The 20,077-nt window shown below is 50.6% G+C and carries 15 protein-coding genes; 13 read left to right on the top strand and 2 right to left on the bottom strand.

Going from position 1 to position 20,077, the window contains the following annotated elements:
- The 8 genes from murD to lpxC all read left to right on the top strand — a co-directional run bounded on the left by murD (nucleotide 1) and on the right by lpxC (nucleotide 9,575).
- On the top strand, nucleotides 1–1,326 hold the full coding sequence (gene murD, locus ACQY6F_RS06030) for a UDP-N-acetylmuramoyl-L-alanine--D-glutamate ligase (protein WP_428772941.1): 1,326 nt from the start codon (nucleotides 1–3) through the stop codon (nucleotides 1,324–1,326).
- An 18-nt stretch (nucleotides 1,327–1,344) separates the two neighbouring features.
- Nucleotides 1,345–2,538, top strand: coding sequence for a cell division protein FtsW (gene ftsW, locus ACQY6F_RS06035; protein WP_428772942.1), 1,194 nt, complete (start codon nucleotides 1,345–1,347; stop codon nucleotides 2,536–2,538).
- Nucleotides 2,525–3,586 carry an undecaprenyldiphospho-muramoylpentapeptide beta-N-acetylglucosaminyltransferase gene (gene murG, locus ACQY6F_RS06040; protein ID WP_428772944.1) on the top strand — a complete coding sequence of 354 codons (1,062 nt, stop codon included), beginning with the start codon at nucleotides 2,525–2,527 and terminating at the stop codon, nucleotides 3,584–3,586. The genes ftsW and murG overlap by 14 nt, the downstream gene beginning before the upstream one ends.
- A 14-nt stretch (nucleotides 3,587–3,600) precedes the next feature.
- Nucleotides 3,601–5,076 (top strand): UDP-N-acetylmuramate--L-alanine ligase, encoded by a 1,476-nt coding sequence (murC, locus tag ACQY6F_RS06045; protein ID WP_428772945.1) that lies wholly within the window; start codon nucleotides 3,601–3,603, stop codon nucleotides 5,074–5,076.
- A 165-nt stretch (nucleotides 5,077–5,241) separates the two neighbouring features.
- Nucleotides 5,242–6,024 (top strand): cell division protein FtsQ/DivIB, encoded by a 783-nt coding sequence (locus tag ACQY6F_RS06050; RefSeq protein WP_428772947.1) that lies wholly within the window; start codon nucleotides 5,242–5,244, stop codon nucleotides 6,022–6,024.
- The gene (gene ftsA / locus ACQY6F_RS06055) at nucleotides 6,017–7,279 is read left to right on the top strand and encodes a cell division protein FtsA (protein ID WP_428772949.1); all 1,263 of its coding nucleotides are present in this window, start codon (nucleotides 6,017–6,019) and stop codon (nucleotides 7,277–7,279) included. Before ACQY6F_RS06050 ends, ftsA begins: the two co-directional genes overlap by 8 nt.
- A gap of 30 nt (nucleotides 7,280–7,309) precedes the next feature.
- Nucleotides 7,310–8,557 carry a cell division protein FtsZ gene (ftsZ, locus tag ACQY6F_RS06060; protein WP_428772950.1) on the top strand — a complete coding sequence of 416 codons (1,248 nt, stop codon included), beginning with the start codon at nucleotides 7,310–7,312 and terminating at the stop codon, nucleotides 8,555–8,557.
- 100 nt (nucleotides 8,558–8,657) lie between these two features.
- Entirely contained in the window at nucleotides 8,658–9,575 is a 918-nt protein-coding gene (gene lpxC / locus ACQY6F_RS06065) for a UDP-3-O-acyl-N-acetylglucosamine deacetylase (protein WP_428772952.1), read from the top strand.
- Between the two features lie 88 nt (nucleotides 9,576–9,663).
- Here lpxC and ACQY6F_RS06070 read toward each other — a convergent pair whose 3' ends face one another.
- Nucleotides 9,664–10,131, bottom strand: a complete 468-nt coding sequence (locus ACQY6F_RS06070) for a DUF721 domain-containing protein (RefSeq protein WP_428772953.1) — start codon at nucleotides 10,129–10,131, stop codon at nucleotides 9,664–9,666.
- A 316-nt stretch (nucleotides 10,132–10,447) separates the two neighbouring features.
- Here ACQY6F_RS06070 and secA point away from each other — a divergent pair, with 316 nt between their 5' ends.
- The 5 genes from secA to carB all read left to right on the top strand — a co-directional run bounded on the left by secA (nucleotide 10,448) and on the right by carB (nucleotide 19,474).
- A complete protein-coding gene (secA, locus tag ACQY6F_RS06075) occupies nucleotides 10,448–13,171 on the top strand; it encodes a preprotein translocase subunit SecA (protein ID WP_428772954.1) in 2,724 nt (907 codons plus the stop codon).
- 114 nt (nucleotides 13,172–13,285) lie between these two features.
- A complete protein-coding gene (mutT, locus tag ACQY6F_RS06080) occupies nucleotides 13,286–13,684 on the top strand; it encodes an 8-oxo-dGTP diphosphatase MutT (protein WP_428772955.1) in 399 nt (132 codons plus the stop codon).
- 112 nt (nucleotides 13,685–13,796) lie between these two features.
- Nucleotides 13,797–14,606, top strand: a complete 810-nt coding sequence (gene dapB, locus ACQY6F_RS06085; RefSeq protein ID WP_428772957.1) for a 4-hydroxy-tetrahydrodipicolinate reductase — start codon at nucleotides 13,797–13,799, stop codon at nucleotides 14,604–14,606.
- A 481-nt stretch (nucleotides 14,607–15,087) separates the two neighbouring features.
- Nucleotides 15,088–16,227, top strand: a complete 1,140-nt coding sequence (gene carA, locus ACQY6F_RS06090; protein ID WP_428772958.1) for a glutamine-hydrolyzing carbamoyl-phosphate synthase small subunit — start codon at nucleotides 15,088–15,090, stop codon at nucleotides 16,225–16,227.
- A gap of 16 nt (nucleotides 16,228–16,243) precedes the next feature.
- Complete coding sequence (gene carB / locus ACQY6F_RS06095; RefSeq protein WP_428772959.1) at nucleotides 16,244–19,474, top strand: carbamoyl-phosphate synthase large subunit; 3,231 nt, start codon at nucleotides 16,244–16,246, stop codon at nucleotides 19,472–19,474.
- 128 nt (nucleotides 19,475–19,602) lie between these two features.
- Here carB and ACQY6F_RS06100 read toward each other — a convergent pair whose 3' ends face one another.
- Nucleotides 19,603–20,019: a VOC family protein gene (locus tag ACQY6F_RS06100; RefSeq protein WP_428772960.1), complete on the bottom strand. Its 417-nt coding sequence runs from the start codon at nucleotides 20,017–20,019 to the stop codon at nucleotides 19,603–19,605.
- Between the last annotated feature and the right edge of the window lie 58 nt (nucleotides 20,020–20,077).

The following is a 20,077-nucleotide window of genomic DNA, read 5'->3' on the forward strand; positions in this document are numbered from 1 at the left end:
ATGGATAAGAGTCGTTGGCAGCATATTGAACGAGTGGTAGTAGTAGGACTGGGCATCACCGGGCTGTCGGTTGTCCGTCATCTCAAACAACTGCCGAAGACGCTGTCGGTGCGAGTTATCGATACCCGAGACAACCCGCCGGGCTGTGACAGACTGCCTGAAGGGGTTGAGCTGCATCAGGGCAGCTGGAATCTCGATTGGCTGTTGTCAGCCGATCTTATAGTGGCAAACCCCGGTATTGCCCTGGCCACAGACGAAATTCAGCAGGCGCGTCACGCCGGTATTCCTGTGGTGGGTGACATTGAGCTGTTCGCCTGGCAAGTGGATAAGCCGGTGATCGCAATCACCGGATCTAACGGTAAGAGCACCGTCACCGATTGGACCGGTGTGGTTGCCCGTGGATGTGGCCTCAACGCCGCAGTGGGTGGAAATATCGGCGTTCCGGCGTTAGATCTGCTGACCATGCCTGCGGATCTGTACATTCTGGAGCTGTCGAGTTTCCAGCTCGAGACCACCACAAGTCTTCAGCCGGTGGCGGCCGCATTTTTGAATCTTTCTGAAGACCATATGGACCGCTACCAGGGAATGGACGACTACCGGGCGGCAAAATTACGTATTTTTGACCACGCAGCAGCCTGCATTGTGAACCGTGACGACCGCGCGACCTATCCTGACCAGCGCGATATCGCGGTGACCGAGTTCGGACTCAATAGTGACGCTGAATTTGGCCTGACCTCAGTCGATGGCCGGGAGTTTTTACAGGCAGGCTCTCAGCCATTGGTCGCCAGTGACCAGTTGGCCCTGGTGGGGCGGCATAACGTCGCCAATGCTCTAGTGGTACTGGCGCTGCTGGCCAAAGCGGGAGTGAATCTCAGCGCCGGAATGGACGCTCTGTGTCAGTATCGTGGACTGTCTCACCGCTGCCAGGTGGTGGCGGATCGCAATGGCGTCAAGTGGGTCAATGATTCTAAAGCCACCAATGTGGCCAGTACCCAGGCAGCCCTGTCCGGGCTCAGTTTGCCCGGGACTTTGTACCTGCTGGTGGGCGGCGTAGGCAAAGGGGCGGACTTCTCGCCGCTGGCTGAACTCCTCCAGCCGATGAATGTGCAGCTGTGCTGTTTTGGCCAGGACGGTGATCAGTTTATGCCACTCCATCCTTCCGCCCGTCGTTACGAGTCGATGGAGCAGGTCGTCGACCAGATCGCCGCTGAACTTAGGCCCGGAGATATGGTGATGCTGTCGCCCGCTTGTGCCAGCTTCGACCAGTTCGCTAATTTTATGGCGCGTGGTGACGCATTTGCGGCGTTGGCGCAGCGCTACGCATAACGGAAATTGAGGCTGGTGATGCAAAGTCCGATTGCGGTAATGACTCTCTGGTTAAAAAGGCGAGATCCTGAAGCGCTGTTTGATCGCCAACTGGTGTGGATTTCGCTTGGATTGATGTTTACCGGGTTGGTGATGGTGACTTCTGCTTCGTTTCCGATCAGTACCCGCCTGACCGATCAGCCTTTTCACTTTATGTTCCGTCACGCCGTGTTTATGTTGTTGGCACTGGCAAGCGCCGCGGTGATCCTCCAGGTACCAATGGAGAAGTGGCTCAGATACAGCTCGGCGATGCTGGTTGTGGCTTTGTTCTTGCTGGTGGTGGTATTGGCCGCCGGTAAATCGGTTAACGGCGCATCACGCTGGATACCATTGGGATTGTTTAATCTCCAGCCGGCCGAGATCGCCAAATTATCGCTGTTTATTTTTATGTCCGGTTACCTGGTGCGTAAGCAGGATGAAGTCCGCTCGACATTTTTCGGCGGCTTTATGAAACCGATTATGGTGTTTGGCTTACTTGCGGGTTTACTGCTCAAACAGCCTGATCTGGGTACCGTGATCGTAATGCTGGTGACCCTGTTTGGCATGCTGTTTATTGCCGGGGCCAAGCTGTCGCAATTTCTGGCGCTGGCTGTGGCGGGCATTGGGGTCGTGATTGCGCTGATCATTGCCGAACCATACCGGATGCGCCGGGTTACTTCATTTCTCGACCCGTGGGAAGACCCGTTTGGCAGTGGTTATCAGCTGACTCAGTCACTGATGGCCTTTGGCCGTGGTGAGTGGTTCGGCCAGGGGCTGGGCAACTCCATCCAGAAGCTCGAGTACCTGCCAGAGGCGCATACCGACTTTGTCTTTGCCGTGATAGCAGAAGAGTTGGGCTTTGTGGGCGTCACTCTGGTGTTAATACTGATTTTTAGCCTGGTGCTGAAAGCCTTGATGATTGGTCGTAAAGCGTTTGAACAGCAACAGCTGTTTGGCGGCTATCTGGCGTTTGGCATCGGCATCTGGTTTGCGTTCCAGACACTGGTCAATGTCGGTGCGGCGGCCGGGCTGGTTCCGACCAAAGGCTTGACGCTTCCTCTGATCAGTTATGGTGGCTCCAGCCTGATCGTTATGAGTGCCGCAGTGGCCATGTTACTGAGAATTGACCATGAGTGCCGGTTAGCCGAACCGGGCGGCGCACAACAATACAAGGCAGACAATGACAACGACTAAACGTTTAATGGTCATGGCCGGAGGAACCGGGGGGCACGTTTTTCCCGGTCTGGCGGTGGCGAAAAAGCTTCAGCAACAGGGCTGGCAAATCCGCTGGCTGGGTACGGCTGATCGTATGGAAGCCGAGCTGGTGCCTAAGCACGGCATTGAGATAGATTTCATCCGGGTCAAAGGGCTGCGCGGCCAGGGTATTGGCCGGTTGATCAAAGCACCGTTTCAGATAATAAACGCTATCTTGCAGGCCCGGCGTCATATGCAGGCCTGGCGTCCCGATGCGGTACTGGGGATGGGTGGCTATGTCAGTGGACCCGGCGGTGTTGCAGCCTGGACCCTGGGTATTCCAGTGGTGCTGCATGAGCAAAATGCTGTTGCGGGCCTGACCAACCAGTGGCTGGCCAAGATTGCCAAGCGCGTGTTTCAGGCTTTTCCGGGTGCATTTGCCGATGCGCAAGTGGTCGGTAATCCGGTACGTGCCGAGCTGGTAAATGTGATGTCACCACAGCAGCGTTTGCAACAGCGTAGCGGGCCAATCCGCATTCTGGTGATGGGCGGCAGTCAGGGCGCGCGCGTACTGAATCAAACCGTGCCGCAAGCCATCGCCCGTCTGGGTGAACAGTACCAGATCCGTCATCAAGCGGGAAAAAATAACGCCCAGCAGGTCGAACAGGCTTATCGCCAGGCCGGTGGTAACAATGCCGAAGTAGTGGAATTTATTGACGATGTTGCCGAGGCTTATCAATGGGCAGATTTACTGATCTGCCGCTCGGGCGCGCTGACCGTCTCAGAGGTGTCAGCGGCAGGAGTGGCGGCGATATTTGTCCCGTTTATGCATAAAGATCGTCAACAGGCGCTAAACGCTGACCATCTGGTCAATTGCGGTGCTGCTATTATGATTGAGCAACCCGATTTGAGCGTGGAAAAATTGTGCCAGCAGATAGAGTCACTGGACCGGCAACGCTTGCTGGAGATGGCTAGCCAAGCCCGCAGCGCCGCTCAATTGAATGCTGACCAAACCGTTGCAGATGCTATCGTCGCTTTGACCGAATAATTAGAGATACCTTCATGACCATACAACATACCCAAGATTTAGCCCAGATTCGCGCAATGGTACCGGAAATGCGCCGCGTAAAGAGCATTCACTTTATCGGTATTGGTGGGGCGGGGATGAGTGGTATCGCAGAAGTGCTGCTCAACGAAGGTTATCAGATCACAGGTTCAGATCTGAATACCAATCCGGTTACCGAGCGGCTGAGCAGCAAAGGCGCCAAAGTTTATCTTGGTCACCATGAGAGCAACGTTGCCCAAGCCAGTGTGGTGGTAGTCTCGACCGCGATCAACGAGCAGAATCCGGAAATCAGAGCGGCACGAGAGCAGCGAATCCCTGTGGTCCGCCGCGCTGAAATGTTGGCAGAACTGATGCGTTTTCGTCACGGTATTGCAGTGGCGGGGACACACGGTAAAACCACCACCACGGCCCTGGTGACGCAAATCTATTCAGAAGCCGGACTGGATCCGACTTTTGTTAATGGTGGTCTGGTCAAAAGTGCCGGAACCAATGCCCGGCTGGGCTCAAGCCGGATTTTGATCGCGGAAGCGGACGAAAGTGACGCCTCGTTTTTGCACCTGCAGCCTATGGTCAGTATCGTGACTAATATTGAAGCCGACCATATGGATACCTATGGTGGCGACTTTGCGACTTTGAAGCAGACATTTATCGACTTTCTGCACAACTTGCCTTTTTACGGTCAGGCAATTTTGTGTATTGATGATCCTGTTGTCCGTGAGCTGATCCCGCATATCAGCCGTCAGGTGATCACCTACGGCTTTTCTGCGGATGCCGATGTCAGAATCGAAGACTATCGCCAATTCGGTCAACAGGGTAAGTTTACCGTGTGCCGCAAGGGCCGCCCGGATCTGGCGATCACTCTCAATATTCCTGGCCGACATAACGCTCTCAACGCGTCGGCGGCTATCGCGGTCGCCACTGAAGATGACATCAGCGATGACGCGATACTAACGGCGATGGCGGGGACCCAGGGAACCGGTCGCCGGTTTGACCATCTTGGCGAATTCGACACAGGTAACGGTCAGGTTATGCTGGTCGATGACTACGGTCACCATCCCACCGAAGTCGGCGTGACGATTAAAGCTGCGCGCAGTGGCTGGCAGGACAAACGTCTGGTGATGATATTCCAGCCGCACCGCTACAGCCGCACCCGCGATTTGTACGATGACTTTGCCAATGTGCTTGAACAGGTCGATGTACTGATCATGCTGGATGTGTATGCGGCGGGAGAGACACCTATCGCCGGTGCAGATGGCCGCTCACTATGCCGGACTATTCGTAGCCGGGGTAAACTGGATCCTATTTTTGTTCCAGACAGTAAAATGCTCCCTGAAGCGCTGGCGAATGTATTACAAGACGGTGACCTGGTGTTAACTCAAGGGGCAGGGGATATCGGTAAGGTGGCTAAAGTACTCGCCTCGTTGCAGTTAAATGTCAATAAAATGCATCAGTACGTGGAATCGAGTTCATAGATTACTAATTTGGATAAAATCTGTAAGTTAGGTACAGTTTTGACATAGACACCAATTGATAACTTCACGTAGCTCAGTATAATTCGAAAGTTACAGTAGGTGTTTTGTCTTCAAAACAAACAAGGCTAGGAACAGTTTGACGAGCGTTCAGCAGGGAAAATGGATTTGACGACCAGTATTTTAAATCCAAACCGTCTTGTACCCATTTCGCCGCCAGTGAAGCAGCAGGCTATCGGCGCCACCTTTCTGTTGGTGGTGTTATTGCTTATCGGGTCGCTGCTTTATTCAACCTTATCCTGGATGTGGGACGATCAACGTTTGCCCCTGTCCAAGATAGTGTTGCAGGGAGATTTGCAATACGTCTCGGCGCTGGATGTGCAACGCGCATTTGCCCGCATCGACCATATTGGTACTTTTATGTCACAAGATATCAATATGTTACAAGACGCTGTTCAGTCGATCCCCTGGGTTTCTCATGCTTCAATTCGCAAGCAATGGCCAGATACTGTAAAAGTTTTTTTAACGGAATATAACGCGGTTGCCATCTGGAACGGCAATGCTCTGCTGGATGAAAAAGGCATTGTTTTCGATGGCGATCTGGGACTGATAGAGGGTGATAGAGTGAAACTCTATGGTCCAGAAGGTTCTGAACAGACGGTATTGACCATATGGCGAGAGCTGTTACCTGAGTTTGATGTACTTGGCCTGTCTATCTCTTCACTGGTACTGAACGAGAGACGCGCATGGCAAATTATTTTGGACAATGGCATGCGACTTGAGTTAGGCAAGGAATCGCTGCACGAGCGGATTGAACGTTTCTTTTCCCTATACCGGAATTTGGGCGATGATCGGCTTAAGGTCAGTTATATCGACCTCAGGTATGATACCGGGGCAGCAATAGGCTGGATTCCGGCACAAGAATTAGAACAAGAGAAAATAAATGACTAAGACCGCAGATGACAACATTATTGTTGGTCTTGATATAGGCACGGCGACCGTGTCGGCTCTGGTTGGCGAGTTATTACCTGACGGTCAGATTAATATTATAGGCGCAGGTGTAAGCCCTTCCCGAGGAATGGACAAAGGCGGGGTCAACGATCTGGAATCGGTCGTGAAATCGATTCAAAGAGCCGTTGACCAGGCTGAACTGATGGCGGAATGCCAGATCAGTACAGTGTATCTCTCTTTGTCCGGCCGTCACATCGCCAGTCGTATTGAGAAAGGTATGGGGACCATTTCTGACGAAGAGGTCACCCAGGGCGATATGGACCGCGCCATACATACCGCCAAGTCGATCAAAATTGGTGACGAGCAGCGTATTCTGCACGTGATACCTCAGGAATTTACCATCGACTACCTGGAAGGGATCAAGAATCCACTCGGCCTGTCAGGGGTTAGAATGGAAGTCAGTGTCCACTTGATCTCCTGCCACAGTGATATGGCAAGGAATATCATGAAGGCGGTCGAACGCTGTGGTCTGAAAGTCGAACAGCTGGTTTATTCAGGTTTGGCCTCAAGCAGTGCCGTGATCACTGAAGATGAACGGGATCTTGGGGTTTGCGTGGTGGATATCGGTGCTGGCACCATGGATGTGGCAATCTGGACTGATGGCGCTCTGCGTCACACTGAAGTCTTTCCTTATGCAGGAAATGCGGTGACCAGCGATATCGCATTTGCATTTGGGACACCGATGAGTGACGCGGAAGAGATTAAAGTTAAATACGGTTGTGCTCTCAGTGAACTGGTGAGTAAAGATGACACAGTTAACGTTCCTAGCGTTGGCGGGCGTCCATCACGCAGTTTACAAAGGCAAACCTTGTCTGAAGTGATTGAACCTCGCTACACTGAGCTAATGGGACTGGTTAATCAGACCATTGATGCCGTTCAAGCGAAACTTCGGGCTGAAGGAATTAAGCACCATTTGGCGGCTGGTGTAGTCTTGACAGGCGGTGCCGCTCAAATCGAAGGATTGGTAGAATGTGCGGAACGAGTGTTCCACAATCAGGTGAGAGTAGGTAAGCCAATTGAAGTCAGTGGCTTAACCGATTATGTCAAAGAGCCGTACCATTCTACGGCAGTGGGTTTACTTCATTACGCAAAAGACAGCCAGATTCATGACGACACAGAGTATAATGAGCCAAAGCGCCAATCTATGTCGAATCTGTTTGGACGTTTACGTAACTGGATACAAAAAGAGTTTTAACCTGAGCAGCAGGAAAAACGGAGAAAACAAATGTTTGAACCGATGATGGAAATGTCTGACGATGCAGTAATCAAAGTCGTTGGAGTTGGTGGTGGCGGTGGTAACGCTGTAGAACATATGGTTCGTGAGTCCATCGAAGGCGTGGAATTTATTAGCGTTAATACCGATGCACAGGCGCTTCGTAAAACAAGCGTGAGCTCAGTAATTCAAATCGGTGGTGATATCACCAAAGGCTTAGGTGCCGGAGCGAATCCTCAGGTGGGTCGTGACGCAGCGCTGGAAGACAAAGAAAGAATTAAAGATGTCCTCACTGGTGCCGATATGGTGTTTATCGCAGCCGGAATGGGTGGCGGTACCGGTACCGGTGCAGCACCTGTGATCGCCGAAGTCGCTAAAGAGCTGGGTGTCCTGACTGTTGCTGTGGTAACTAAGCCATTCAGTTTTGAAGGTAAAAAGCGGCTGGCGTTTGCAGAGCAGGGTATCGAAGAGCTGTCTAAGCATGTGGACTCTCTGATTACCATTCCAAATGAAAAGCTGCTGAAGGTACTTGGCCGCGGTGTCACTCTGCTGGAGGCATTTGCCAGTGCCAATGACGTATTGAAAAATGCGGTTCAGGGGATTGCCGAACTGATTACTCGCCCGGGTATGATTAACGTCGACTTCGCAGACGTACGTACAGTGATGTCTGAAATGGGTCACGCCATGATGGGTAGCGGTATTGCCAAAGGTGAAGACCGTGCTGAAGAAGCCGCGGAAACGGCTATTTCCAGCCCGCTGCTGGAAGATATTGATCTGGCTGGCGCCCGTGGTGTTCTGGTGAATATTACCGCCGGTCTCGACATGCGACTGGACGAGTTTGAAACCGTAGGTAACACCGTAAAAGCGTTTGCTTCAGACAATGCGACAGTTGTAATCGGTACATCACTTGATCCGGATATGACCGATGAAATTCGTGTTACTGTCGTGGCCACAGGTATTGGCAACGAGAAAAAACCCGATATCACTTTGGTCGCGGGTGGCAAAACTAGCGTGGCTTCGGTCAGCCAGCCAAAGCCGGTAGCGCAACCGACAGTGCAGACTTCTACTGCTCAAGTGACGGCAGAAGAGAAGCCGGCACGTAGTTTGCAAGGTAGTTACCAGAAAGAAAAAGAAAATGTAACCTCTCAGCCGGCGACTCATACTGTTGCCAGCTCAGGAAAGCAGAACACCGCGCCTGAGTCGGAAAAAGAAGATGGTTACCTGGATATTCCAGCGTTTTTGCGTCGTCAGGCTGACTAAAAAAGTATCAAAATTTGACTTTGTTCAAATTAATGGTAGGATTCGCGGATTATGGTCCCATAGACCGCGGATCATACAGCACTGACGTAGAGGCAAGTAGATGATCAGACAACGTACTCTGAAACAAATAGTGAAAACAACTGGAGTTGGATTGCACTCCGGTCGTAAAGTGACACTTACGCTTCGCCCTGCTGCTGCAAACACAGGCGTGGTGTATCGTCGCACCGACCTGAATCCGCCGGTTGATTTCCCTGCTGATGCCGAGTCTGTCCGTGACACTATGCTGTGTACGGCGCTTGTAAATGAGCAAGGTGTTCGTATCTCAACGGTTGAACACCTAAACGCTGCACTAGCAGGTATGGGTATCGATAACGTAATTATTGAAGTCGATGCACCTGAAATCCCAATTATGGATGGCAGTGCCAGCCCGTTCGTCTATCTGTTGCAACAAGCAGGTGTCGAAACCTTGACTGCACCAAAACAGTTCATTCGTATCAAAAAACCGGTGCGTTTTGAAGATGGTGATAAGTGGGCTGAACTGGTACCGTTTGACGGTTTCCGGATGGATTTCGAAATTGAATTTAACCATCCTGCTATCGATTCTGATGAACAGCGCCTACAGTTCGATTTTTCTTCGCAAGGTTTTGTGAAAGAGATCTCCCGCGCACGTACATTTGGCTTCATGCGTGATATCGAATATCTGCAGTCGCAGAATCTGTGCCTGGGTGGTAGCTTTGATTGTGCCATCGTGCTGGATGACTACCGCATCCTCAACGAAGAAGGGCTGCGATTCGAAAACGAATTTGTTACCCACAAAGTACTGGATGCAATTGGTGACCTGTACATGTGTGGCCATGCTATAGTCGGCGAATTCCGCGCCTATAAATCTGGTCATGGATTGAATAACCAGCTACTCAGAGCTGTGTTAGCCGACCAGGAAGCATGGGAGTGGGCAACCTTTGAGGAAGAAGTTGGTTCTCCAGTAGCATTTGGTGACCCAAGCTTGGTGTTTGCCTGATAGTTAAAAGAAAAAACCAGTCCCGTCGGACTGGTTTTTTTGTGTCTATAACAATACCCGAAGTTGTCTCTACCTCGACTAACCTCTTTTAATCAGAACGTTTTTTGGCCAGTTGTGCCAGTTTTTCCAGTCTCTTCTGCAGTTTCGGTGAAGCATTGACCGCCAGTTCACGTAAAAAATTAGCGGCAGTATCTGACAATGGCTCTCTGGGTTTTGCAGCGTTATCGTCTTCCCGGCCTGGCAGTGGTGACCGACTGAGTTCCGGGTTGATTTTCAGTTCTATACCCACCAATCCGGCAAAGCCAGCACTGCGCAGTTGATTGAGCAGGTTCAATCGCTCGTAATTGAGTTTCATCTTTATCGGTGCACTGGCGACTTCGATAATCAGCATACCCTGACGCAGGTTTGCCGCCCGGCAATAGTTCTCCGTACCACGGGGAAGCAGTATAGATAGCGCATGGTTGATGGCCAGGATCTGTTTTGCATGCTGTTGTAACTGACTCAGCTTAGAGTCGTCCATAAGTTGACTGGTTGGTGTGGGACGATGGTCGCGCATAAAGAGCCTCACAGATTGAGAACCATTAGTGTAATGGAATCTGGCCTGGCTTGATAGGGGCGGGCTGGTCAATAGATAAGCAGTGAAAAGGTCAAAAACGAAAAGTGGTTCAAACAAATTAGGATGTAATTGGTTGTTGAATACGAAATTACTTACACTAACGGGCCTAAACAGAAATAATGCCTTGAAATATAGACACTGTGTCACAATATGAGTGGTATATGATTTATCTCAGTATTCTTAGTTGAAAACTGGTGGAGACTGAAGGCATTTTTAGTAGATCGTCTGCGATCTAAACGAGAGAGATTCATAGCAAATGATAACTAAGCTACTGACGAAGGTAATTGGTAGTCGCAATGACCGAACTTTGCGTCGCCTTAGAAAAATTGTAAAAGAAATCAATAATTACGAACCTGCATTTGAAGCGTTTTCAGATGAAGAGCTGAAAGCGAAAACAGTGGAATTTCGTGAACGCTTAGAACAGGGTGAAACACTAGACCAGTTACTGCCTGAAGCGTTCGCAACGGTACGCGAAGCCTCTAAGCGGGTGTTTGGCATGCGCCACTTCGACGTCCAGTTGATCGGTGGTATGGTGCTTAATGCGGGCCAGATTGCAGAGATGCGTACTGGTGAGGGTAAAACCCTGACCGCAACCTTGCCGGCGTACCTGAATGCTCTGGCTGGCAGAGGGGTTCATATTGTGACAGTGAACGACTATCTGGCCAAACGTGACGCGGAAACCAACCGCCCACTGTTCGAATTTCTCGGTATGACCGTCGGTGTTAATGTGCCTAATATGCCACCGCATGAGAAAAAAGCCGCTTATCTTGCTGATATTCTGTACGGAACCAATAACGAATTTGGTTTTGACTACCTGCGTGACAACATGGCGTTCCGCGCGGAAGATCGGGTACAACGCGACCGTTTCTTCGCTGTTGTCGATGAGGTGGACTCAATCTTAATCGATGAAGCGCGTACACCGTTGATCATTTCTGGTCCAGCGGAAGACAGCTCAGAGCTTTACACCCGAATCAATACCCTGATCCCAAATCTGCAGAAGCAGGATCAAGAAGACTCTGAAGAGTACCGTGGTGATGGCCACTACACGGTAGACGAAAAATCGAAGCAAGTTTACCTGACTGAAACCGGTCAGGAGTTCGTCGAAGAGTTGATGGTAAAAAATGGCCTGATGGAAGAGGGCGATACTCTCTATTCTCCTACGAATATCAGCCTGCTTCACCACGTCAATGCGGCGCTGCGTGCTCACGTACTGTTTGAGCGCAATGTTGATTACATCGTTACCGACGACGGTGAAGTGGTGATCGTTGACGAACATACCGGCCGTACTATGCCGGGTCGTCGCTGGTCTGAAGGTTTACACCAGGCTGTCGAAGCCAAAGAAGGGGTGAAAATTCAGAACGAAAACCAGACGCTGGCATCGATTACTTTCCAGAACTACTTCCGTCTGTATGAAAAACTGTCCGGTATGACAGGCACGGCAGATACCGAAGCGTTCGAATTCCAGTCTATCTACGGTCTTGAGACGGTAGTTATTCCTACCAATAAGCCAATGATCCGCGACGATATGCCGGATGTGGTCTACCGCACTGAGCTGGAAAAATTCAACGCGATCATCGAAGACATCAAAGAACGTTCAAGCAAAGGACAGCCAATCCTGGTCGGTACCGTTTCAATCGAGAAATCGGAACTGCTTTCCAATGCGTTGAAACAGGCAAAAATTAAGCACAATGTACTGAACGCTAAGTTCCACGAAAAAGAAGCGGAAATTGTCGCCGAAGCGGGTAAACCTGGCGCGGTTACTATCGCGACCAACATGGCCGGCCGTGGTACCGATATCGTGTTGGGTGGTAGCTGGCAGGCCAAGATTGAAGGTATTGAAAGCCCGACTCAAGAGCAGATCGACACCATTAAAGATGAGTGGAAACAGGTGCATGAACAGGTCTTGCAAGCTGGCGGTTTGCATATTATCGGTACTGAGCGCCATGAATCACGCCGGATCGATAACCAGCTGCGCGGCCGTTCAGGACGTCAGGGTGATGCCGGTTCTTCACGTTTCTATCTGTCGATGGAAGATTCGCTGCTACGTATCTTTACCTCAGATCGCATGGCTAGCTTGATCCAAAGCGGTATGGATGAAGGCGAAGCGATTGAGAGCAAGATGCTGTCCCGCTCAATCGAAAAAGCACAACGTAAAGTCGAAGGCCGTAACTTCGACATCCGTAAACAGCTGCTTGAGTTCGATGACGTTGCCAATGACCAGCGTAAAGTGGTTTATGAGCTGCGCGATGAGTTAATGAGCGCAGAAGACATCAGCGATATGATTGAACAGAATCGTATCGATGTGTTTACCGCTGTCATCGATGAGTATATTCCACCACAATCTCTGGAAGATATGTGGGATGTCGAGGGGCTGCAAAACCGTCTGAAAAATGACTTTGACCTGGAACTGCCGGTTAAAGAGTGGTTAGAGCAGGACGACAAACTGTACGAAGAGGCGTTGCGAGAAAAAATTCTTTCTTCTGCAGTCGAGGTATACAAAGAAAAAGAAGCGGTGGTTGGCGAGTCTGTGCTGCGTAACTTTGAAAAATCTGTGATGCTGCAAACCCTCGATACACTGTGGAAAGAACACCTGGCTGCCATGGACCACCTGCGTCAGGGAATTCATTTGCGCGGTTACGCCCAGAAGAACCCGAAACAGGAATACAAACGTGAGTCGTTTGAACTGTTTGAAAACCTGCTTGAAGCACTGAAAGTTGATGTCATCATGGTACTTTCCCGAGTACGTGTTCAGCAACAGGAAGAGGTTGAGCGGATGGAAGCACAGCGCCGAGCTCAGGCTGAAGAGGCAGCTCGCCTTGCTCAGGCTCAGCACGCCTCAGCGGATAGCCCGTTGTCGGAAGGTGATGAAGAAGGTGAGCATCAGCAGACGGTTCGAAATGAGCGCAAAGTCGGCCGTAACGAACCGTGTCCATGTGGCAGCGGGAAAAAATACAAACAGTGCCACGGAAAAATTGCCTAGCCACTAGGTTTCCGTTGGGTAAAATGTAAATCAAAGAGTCGCTATGGCGGCTCTTTTTTTACAGTCTGATTCATTGCCTGTCAGGGCTGAAGCACTATAGTAGGACAAAAAGTTATGAAACGAATTCACATCGTGGCGGGAATCATCTTCAACCAGGACAAGTCGCAGGTATTTATCACCCAACGCCCGCAAGATAAACACAAAGGTGGTTACTGGGAGTTTCCTGGAGGAAAAGTGGAGTCGGGTGAGAGTATCGAACAGGCACTGATTCGTGAACTGGATGAAGAAGTGGGGATTACCGTCACCGAACAGCTACTTTTTCAACATCTTGATTTTGATTACTCGGATAAATCCCTAACCTTCGATTTTCTTTCCGTGACAGCTTTTGAACGTGAGCCGTATGGGCGGGAAGGCCAGAACAGTGCCTGGGTGGCGGTTAACAAGCTCGATCAGTACTGTTTTCCTGAGGCGAATACCCCGATAGTTGAGCGCGTGATGAAAGAGTTCTCTTAACTGCTAGCCAGCACTGTGGAATGTTGGTAGTTTAAGAGCACTAAGCAACTTGTAACTGGCGCAGGGCTCCCAAAGCAGGAGAGGCGCAACAGAACAAATGGAGAATTAGGGAATGGTCAGAATCGCAGTCGCGGGTGCCGCAGGGCGAATGGGGCGCAATCTTGTCAAAGCGGCAATGGTAAATCCGAACGCAAAATTTTCTGCTGGATCTGAACGTCCGGAGTCATCTTTGGTGGGCGTCGATGTCGGAGAACTGTGTGGTGAAGGTAAACTGGACATCACTCTGGTGGATGACCTGGCCAGCGTTGTCGATCAGTTTGACGTTATCATCGACTTTACTGCGCCGGCGAGTACCCTCGCAAATCTGGAGTTGTGTCGTCAACATGGTAAAAAAATTGTGATTGGCACGACAGGGTTCAGCGAGCAGGAACGTACGCAGATTGAGGAAGCGGCCAAACAGGTTCCGGTGGTCATGGCCCCCAACTACAGCGTTGGCGTAAACCTGGTGTTTAAACTTCTGGAGAAAGCGGCCAAAGTGATGGGCGATTACTGTGATATTGAGGTGATCGAAGCGCACCACCGTCATAAAGTTGATGCGCCGTCGGGAACGGCCATCGGTATGGGGGAAGCGATCGCGGGCGCGATGGGGAACAAACTCAGTGACGTCGCCGTGTATGCCCGGGAGGGGATTACCGGAGAACGCAGTCGCGACGAAATTGGTTTTGCCACGATTCGGGCTGGCGATATTGTGGGTGAACATACCGCGATGTTTGCCGATATCGGTGAGCGGGTTGAGATCTCTCATAAAGCAACCGACCGAATGACGTTTGCTAACGGGGCGGTGAAGGCTGCCGTCTGGCTAAACGGACGGGAAGCCGGCTTCTATTCGATGGTAGATGTGCTCGGACTCAATGAGCTATAAGTAAATAATTATTCGCCGGCATATGCCGGCGATTTTGTATTTACCATTTCAATAGGGTTAAACTCAACAGCAAAGATCGGCTTATTCCCGTTTAGTTAACGTATGATTATGGGGGTTATGGTTGATTTTAAGTGGCTAATAATTAAAAGCCCTACTAAAGTTGCTTCAGTTAACGATTGCGCAATTCTGAACAAAATTATTAAATGGTTTAACCTGGAGTGTTTTATGTTTTTTAATAAACCCTGTCCGGCTGGTGGGTTTTTGCGGTTAAAAGTTGTTATTTTGGGGCTTTAGTAACTGAATTGCATGATGGTCTTGAAAATATCTGTTTTATTTATGGCTCAATGTTGACACAGGTCATACTCGTCATTAGAATACCGCCAATTTGTCTAATTTCCCAATAAGTACGTTTATTTGGCATTTTGGAAGGCAAATTTGCAGTTTAATTTAAAATTTATGCATTTTTATTCTGGAGGTTGTCTTGAGTAAATCAGCACTGTTAGTCCTAGAAGATGGGACAGTGTTCCGCGGAGTTTCCATAGGGGCAGATGGTACATCCGTTGGTGAAGTCGTTTTTAATACCTCGATGACGGGGTATCAAGAAATCCTCACTGATCCTTCCTATTCTCAACAGATTGTTACCCTTACTTATCCCCACATTGGCAATACCGGTACTAACACCGAAGATGAAGAATCTTCTTCAATCCATGCACAAGGCCTTGTGATTCGCGATCTTCCGCTTATTGCTTCTAACTTCCGTAACGAACAGTCCCTATCTGATTACCTAAAATCGCAAAATATCGTCGGCATCGCTGATATCGATACGCGTAAGTTAACCCGTATTTTGCGTGAGAAAGGTGCACAGAATGGCTGTATCGCGGCAGGTGACAACCTGGATGAAGCGTTGGCTCTGGCAAAAGCAAAAGAGTTTCCGGGTCTGAAAGGAATGGACCTGGCCAAGGTAGTGACGACTAAAGAGAACTACGAATGGAAACAGGGTTCCTGGACTCTGGAAGGCGGTCTGCCGGAAGCGAAAGCCGATAGCGAACTTCCTTATCACGTTGTTGCTTATGATTTTGGTGCCAAGCGCAACATCCTGCGTATGCTGGTTGATCGTGGTTGCCGCCTGACGGTGGTACCTGCTGAAACGCCGGCAGAACAAGTACTGGCACTGAACCCGGATGGCGTATTTCTGTCAAACGGCCCTGGTGACCCGGCGCCATGTACCTATGCTATTGAAGCGACTAAGACATTCCTTGATGAAGGACTGCCACTGTTTGGTATCTGCCTGGGCCACCAAATTCTGGCTCTGGCGTCCGGTGCCCAGACTGTCAAAATGAAGTTTGGCCACCATGGTGCCAACCACCCGGTAAAAGATCTTGATCGTGACGTTGTGATGATCACGTCGCAAAACCACGGTTTTGCCGCGGATGAAGAGACTCTGCCAGAGAACCTGCGTGCCACACACAAGTCTCTGTTTGACGGTACACTGCAAGGTATTCACCGCACAGATAAACCGGCATTCAGCTTCCAGGGTCACCCGGAAGCGAGCCCAGGTCCACACGATGCTGCGCCATTGTTTGACCACTTCATTGAACTGATTAAGAAACACAAAGCGTAATTCGGAGTAGTTAAGAATGCCAAAACGTACGGATTTAAAAAGTATTCTAATTCTTGGTGCTGGCCCGATTGTTATCGGTCAGGCTTGTGAGTTTGACTATTCTGGTGCGCAAGCGTGTAAAGCGCTACGTGAAGAGGGCTACCGAGTCATCCTGGTTAACTCTAACCCGGCGACTATCATGACTGACCCGGAAATGGCCGATGCCACCTACATCGAACCGATTCAGTGGGAAGTTGTACGCAAGATCATCGAAAAAGAACGTCCTGATGCTGTTCTGCCGACTATGGGCGGTCAGACTGCACTGAACTGTGCGCTAGACCTGGAGAAGCATGGTGTTCTCGCTGAGTTTGGCGTGGAAATGATTGGTGCAACCGCAGACGCAATTGATAAAGCGGAAGACCGTTCTCGCTTCGATAAAGCGATGAAGTCCATCGGCCTGGAGTGTCCACGTGCCGATACCGCGAAAAGTATGGAAGAGGCGTATCGAGTACTCGATATGGTCGGTTTCCCATGTATTATTCGTCCTTCATTTACTATGGGTGGTACCGGCGGTGGTATCGCGTATAACAAAGAAGAGTTTGAAGAGATCTGTCGCCGCGGCCTGGATCTGTCGCCAACCAATGAACTATTGATCGACGAATCTCTGATCGGCTGGAAAGAGTACGAAATGGAAGTGGTTCGCGACAAAGCGGACAACTGCATCATCGTCTGTTCAATCGAAAACTTTGACCCAATGGGTATTCATACCGGTGACTCAATTACAGTCGCTCCGGCACAGACGCTAACGGATAAAGAGTACCAACTGATGCGGAACGCATCGCTGGCCGTTCTGCGCGAAATCGGTGTTGAGACCGGCGGCTCAAACGTTCAGTTTGGTATCAACCCGAAAGATGGCCGTATGGTCATCATCGAGATGAACCCGCGCGTATCTCGCTCTTCGGCTCTGGCATCCAAAGCGACCGGTTTCCCGATTGCGAAAATCGCGGCTAAACTGGCAGTAGGTTTCACGCTGGATGAGCTGATGAACGACATCACTGGTGGTGCTACACCAGCTTCATTCGAACCGACGATCGACTACGTAGTGACCAAGATCCCTCGCTTTAACTTTGAAAAGTTTGCCGGCGCTAACGACCGTCTGACCACTCAGATGAAGTCTGTGGGTGAGGTAATGGCGATTGGTCGTAACCAACAAGAGTCTCTGCAAAAAGCTCTGCGCGGTCTGGAAGTCGGTGCCAACGGTTTTGACGAAATGGTCGACCTGGAATCTCCGGATGCCCTGTCGCAAATTCGTCACGAACTGAAGGAAGCCGGTGCTGAACGTATCTGGTATATCGCTGACGCATTCCGTGCCGGTCTCTCTGTTGATGGTGTATTTAACCTGACGCAAATCGATCGCTGGTTCCTGGTTCAGATCGAAGAGATCGTTAAGCTGGAAAATGAAGTCAAGGCGGGCGGTTTTGCCGGTTTGACGGAAGACGTACTGCGTAAGATGAAACGTAAAGGCTTCTCTGATGCCCGTCTGTCTGCACTGCTAGGCGTCTCTGAGAGTGAAATCCGTCGTCTGCGCGATCAGTTCGACATTCATCCTGTCTACAAGCGCGTTGATACTTGTGCGGCTGAGTTCTCTTCAGATACGGCTTACATGTACTCCTCTTATGATGAAGAGTGTGAAGCCCAGCCAACAGATAACGACAAGATTATGGTTCTGGGCGGTGGTCCAAACCGTATCGGTCAAGGTATCGAGTTTGACTACTGCTGTGTACACGCCTCGCTGGCACTGCGTGAAGACGGCTATGAGACCATCATGGTTAACTGTAACCCTGAGACGGTTTCAACCGATTACGACACGTCTGATCGCCTCTACTTCGAACCGGTGACGCTGGAAGATGTACTGGCTATCGTCCGTGTTGAGAAGCCAAAAGGGGTTATCGTTCAGTACGGTGGCCAGACACCACTGAAACTGGCTCGTGCTCTGGAAGCTGCTGGTGTGCCGATCATCGGTACCAGCCCGGATGCGATCGACCGTGCGGAAGACCGTGAGCGCTTCCAGGCAGCGGTAGAGCGCCTTGGTCTGTTGCAGCCAGAAAACGCCACTGTAACCACCATGGAACAGGCCGTTGAGAAGTCCAAAGAGATTGGCTTCCCGCTAGTCGTTCGTCCATCTTACGTACTGGGTGGTCGTGCGATGGAAATCGTTTACGATGAACAAGACCTGCGCCGTTACTTCAACGAAGCGGTCAGCGTATCGAACGAATCCCCAGTTCTGCTGGACCGTTTCCTGGATGACGCAACCGAAGTCGACATTGATGCCATCTGTGATGGTGAGCGTGTGGTTATCGGCGGCATCATGGAACACATCGAGCAAGCCGGCGTTCACTCTGGTGACTCTGCCTGTTCGCTGCCTGCTTATACACTAAGCCAGGAAATCCAGGATGTGATGCGTGAACAGGTTGAGAAACTGGCGTTCGAACTGGGTGTTCGTGGCCTGATGAACACTCAGTTTGCGGTGAAAGATAACGACGTGTACCTGATTGAGGTTAACCCTCGAGCTGCGCGTACCGTACCGTTCGTCTCTAAAGCCACCGGTGCACCACTGGCGAAAATTGCCGCTCGTGTTATGGCTGGTCAGTCGCTGGAATCTCAAGGCTTTACCAAAGAGATCATCCCGCCATACTACTCGGTTAAAGAAGTGGTACTGCCATTTAACAAGTTCCCTGGCGTTGACCCACTACTCGGCCCTGAAATGCGCTCGACCGGTGAGGTAATGGGCGTTGGCAACACCTTTGCCGAAGCTTACGCGAAAGCGGAACTGGGCTGTGGCAATGTTTACCCAGAAGGTGGCCGTGCACTGCTGTCGGTTCGTAAAGGCGACAAGAAGCGCGTAGTGGACCTGGCCTCTAAGCTGACCAAACTGGGTTACCAGTTGGATGCAACCCACGGTACTGCGGTAATTCTGGGTGAAGCAGGTATTAACCCGCGCCTGGTGAATAAGGTACATGAAGGTCGTCCACATATTCTTGACCGGATCAAGAACAATGAGTACACCTATATCATCAACACGGCTGCAGGGCGTCAGGCGATTGAAGACTCGAAAGTTCTGCGTCGCGGCGCTCTGGCTGAGAAGGTGAACTACACGACTACGCTTAACGCGGCTTTCGCTACCTGTATGGCTCATACAGCCGATGCAAAAACCAGCGTCACTTCAGTGCAGGAGCTGCACGCAAAAGTGAAAGCTAACTTGGCTTAATTAATAACAACAGTAAGCCTGAGGCTTACATGACAACCTCATTGCCCGCTCACAAGAGCGGGCTTTTTTGTCTGCAGCGGTGTGAAATGGATAACAGGCAGAAACTCCGTAAGTGGCCTAACCAGAAATTATTCGTACAGGTTGCGCTCATTGGCATCATCGCTGAAGTACTGGATAAACTCCCATTCGATGCCATCGCTGTCAAAAAAGTAGATCCGGCGGCGAAATGTCTCATCGGCACCCTGGGGATTTTGCCGGTAGCCCTGTTTCAGCAGTCGCTGCTCGATTTCGCTAACGTCCTCTACCACAATACCGATATGGTTGATGCCGATATCGTAATAGGGGGTGCTCTGACCTGGTGGTTTGTCAGCTGGTCCCTGTTCCTGTATCGCCAGGTAACTACTGTCGGTACCGATATGACACCAGCGCTGATCGTTTTTCCCCTGGTGGCGGATTTTGAACTCAGGTAACGCGGTCTGGATAAACTGCAGGGTCTGCTCCAGATTACTGACGGTAATATTGGCGTGTTCTACATAAGTGGTCATCTCGCCCTCCTTCTCACCGTGTTATTGTGATTATTATGGCTGGTGCGTATCACCAGAC

It is taken from the genome of Vibrio sp., from assembly GCF_050299255.1.
Taxonomy (GTDB): Bacteria; Pseudomonadota; Gammaproteobacteria; order Enterobacterales; family Vibrionaceae; genus Vibrio.

What these genes read in the sequence shown, in the direction of transcription:
- murD (WP_428772941.1), top strand. Translation starts at nt 1, where the DNA reads ATGGATAAGAGTCGTTGGCAGCATATTGAACGAGTGGTAGTAGTAGGA.
- murG (WP_428772944.1), top strand. Translation starts at nt 2,525, where the DNA reads ATGACAACGACTAAACGTTTAATGGTCATGGCCGGAGGAACCGGGGGG.
- murC (WP_428772945.1), top strand. Translation starts at nt 3,601, where the DNA reads ATGACCATACAACATACCCAAGATTTAGCCCAGATTCGCGCAATGGTA.
- secA (WP_428772954.1), top strand. Translation starts at nt 10,448, where the DNA reads ATGATAACTAAGCTACTGACGAAGGTAATTGGTAGTCGCAATGACCGA.
- ACQY6F_RS06070 (WP_428772953.1), bottom strand. Translation starts at nt 10,131, where the DNA reads ATGCGCGACCATCGTCCCACACCAACCAGTCAACTTATGGACGACTCT.
- ftsW (WP_428772942.1), top strand. Translation starts at nt 1,345, where the DNA reads ATGCAAAGTCCGATTGCGGTAATGACTCTCTGGTTAAAAAGGCGAGAT.
- mutT (WP_428772955.1), top strand. Translation starts at nt 13,286, where the DNA reads ATGAAACGAATTCACATCGTGGCGGGAATCATCTTCAACCAGGACAAG.
- lpxC (WP_428772952.1), top strand. Translation starts at nt 8,658, where the DNA reads ATGATCAGACAACGTACTCTGAAACAAATAGTGAAAACAACTGGAGTT.
- carB (WP_428772959.1), top strand. Translation starts at nt 16,244, where the DNA reads ATGCCAAAACGTACGGATTTAAAAAGTATTCTAATTCTTGGTGCTGGC.
- dapB (WP_428772957.1), top strand. Translation starts at nt 13,797, where the DNA reads ATGGTCAGAATCGCAGTCGCGGGTGCCGCAGGGCGAATGGGGCGCAAT.
- ACQY6F_RS06100 (WP_428772960.1), bottom strand. Translation starts at nt 20,019, where the DNA reads ATGACCACTTATGTAGAACACGCCAATATTACCGTCAGTAATCTGGAG.
- ftsA (WP_428772949.1), top strand. Translation starts at nt 6,017, where the DNA reads ATGACTAAGACCGCAGATGACAACATTATTGTTGGTCTTGATATAGGC.
- ftsZ (WP_428772950.1), top strand. Translation starts at nt 7,310, where the DNA reads ATGTTTGAACCGATGATGGAAATGTCTGACGATGCAGTAATCAAAGTC.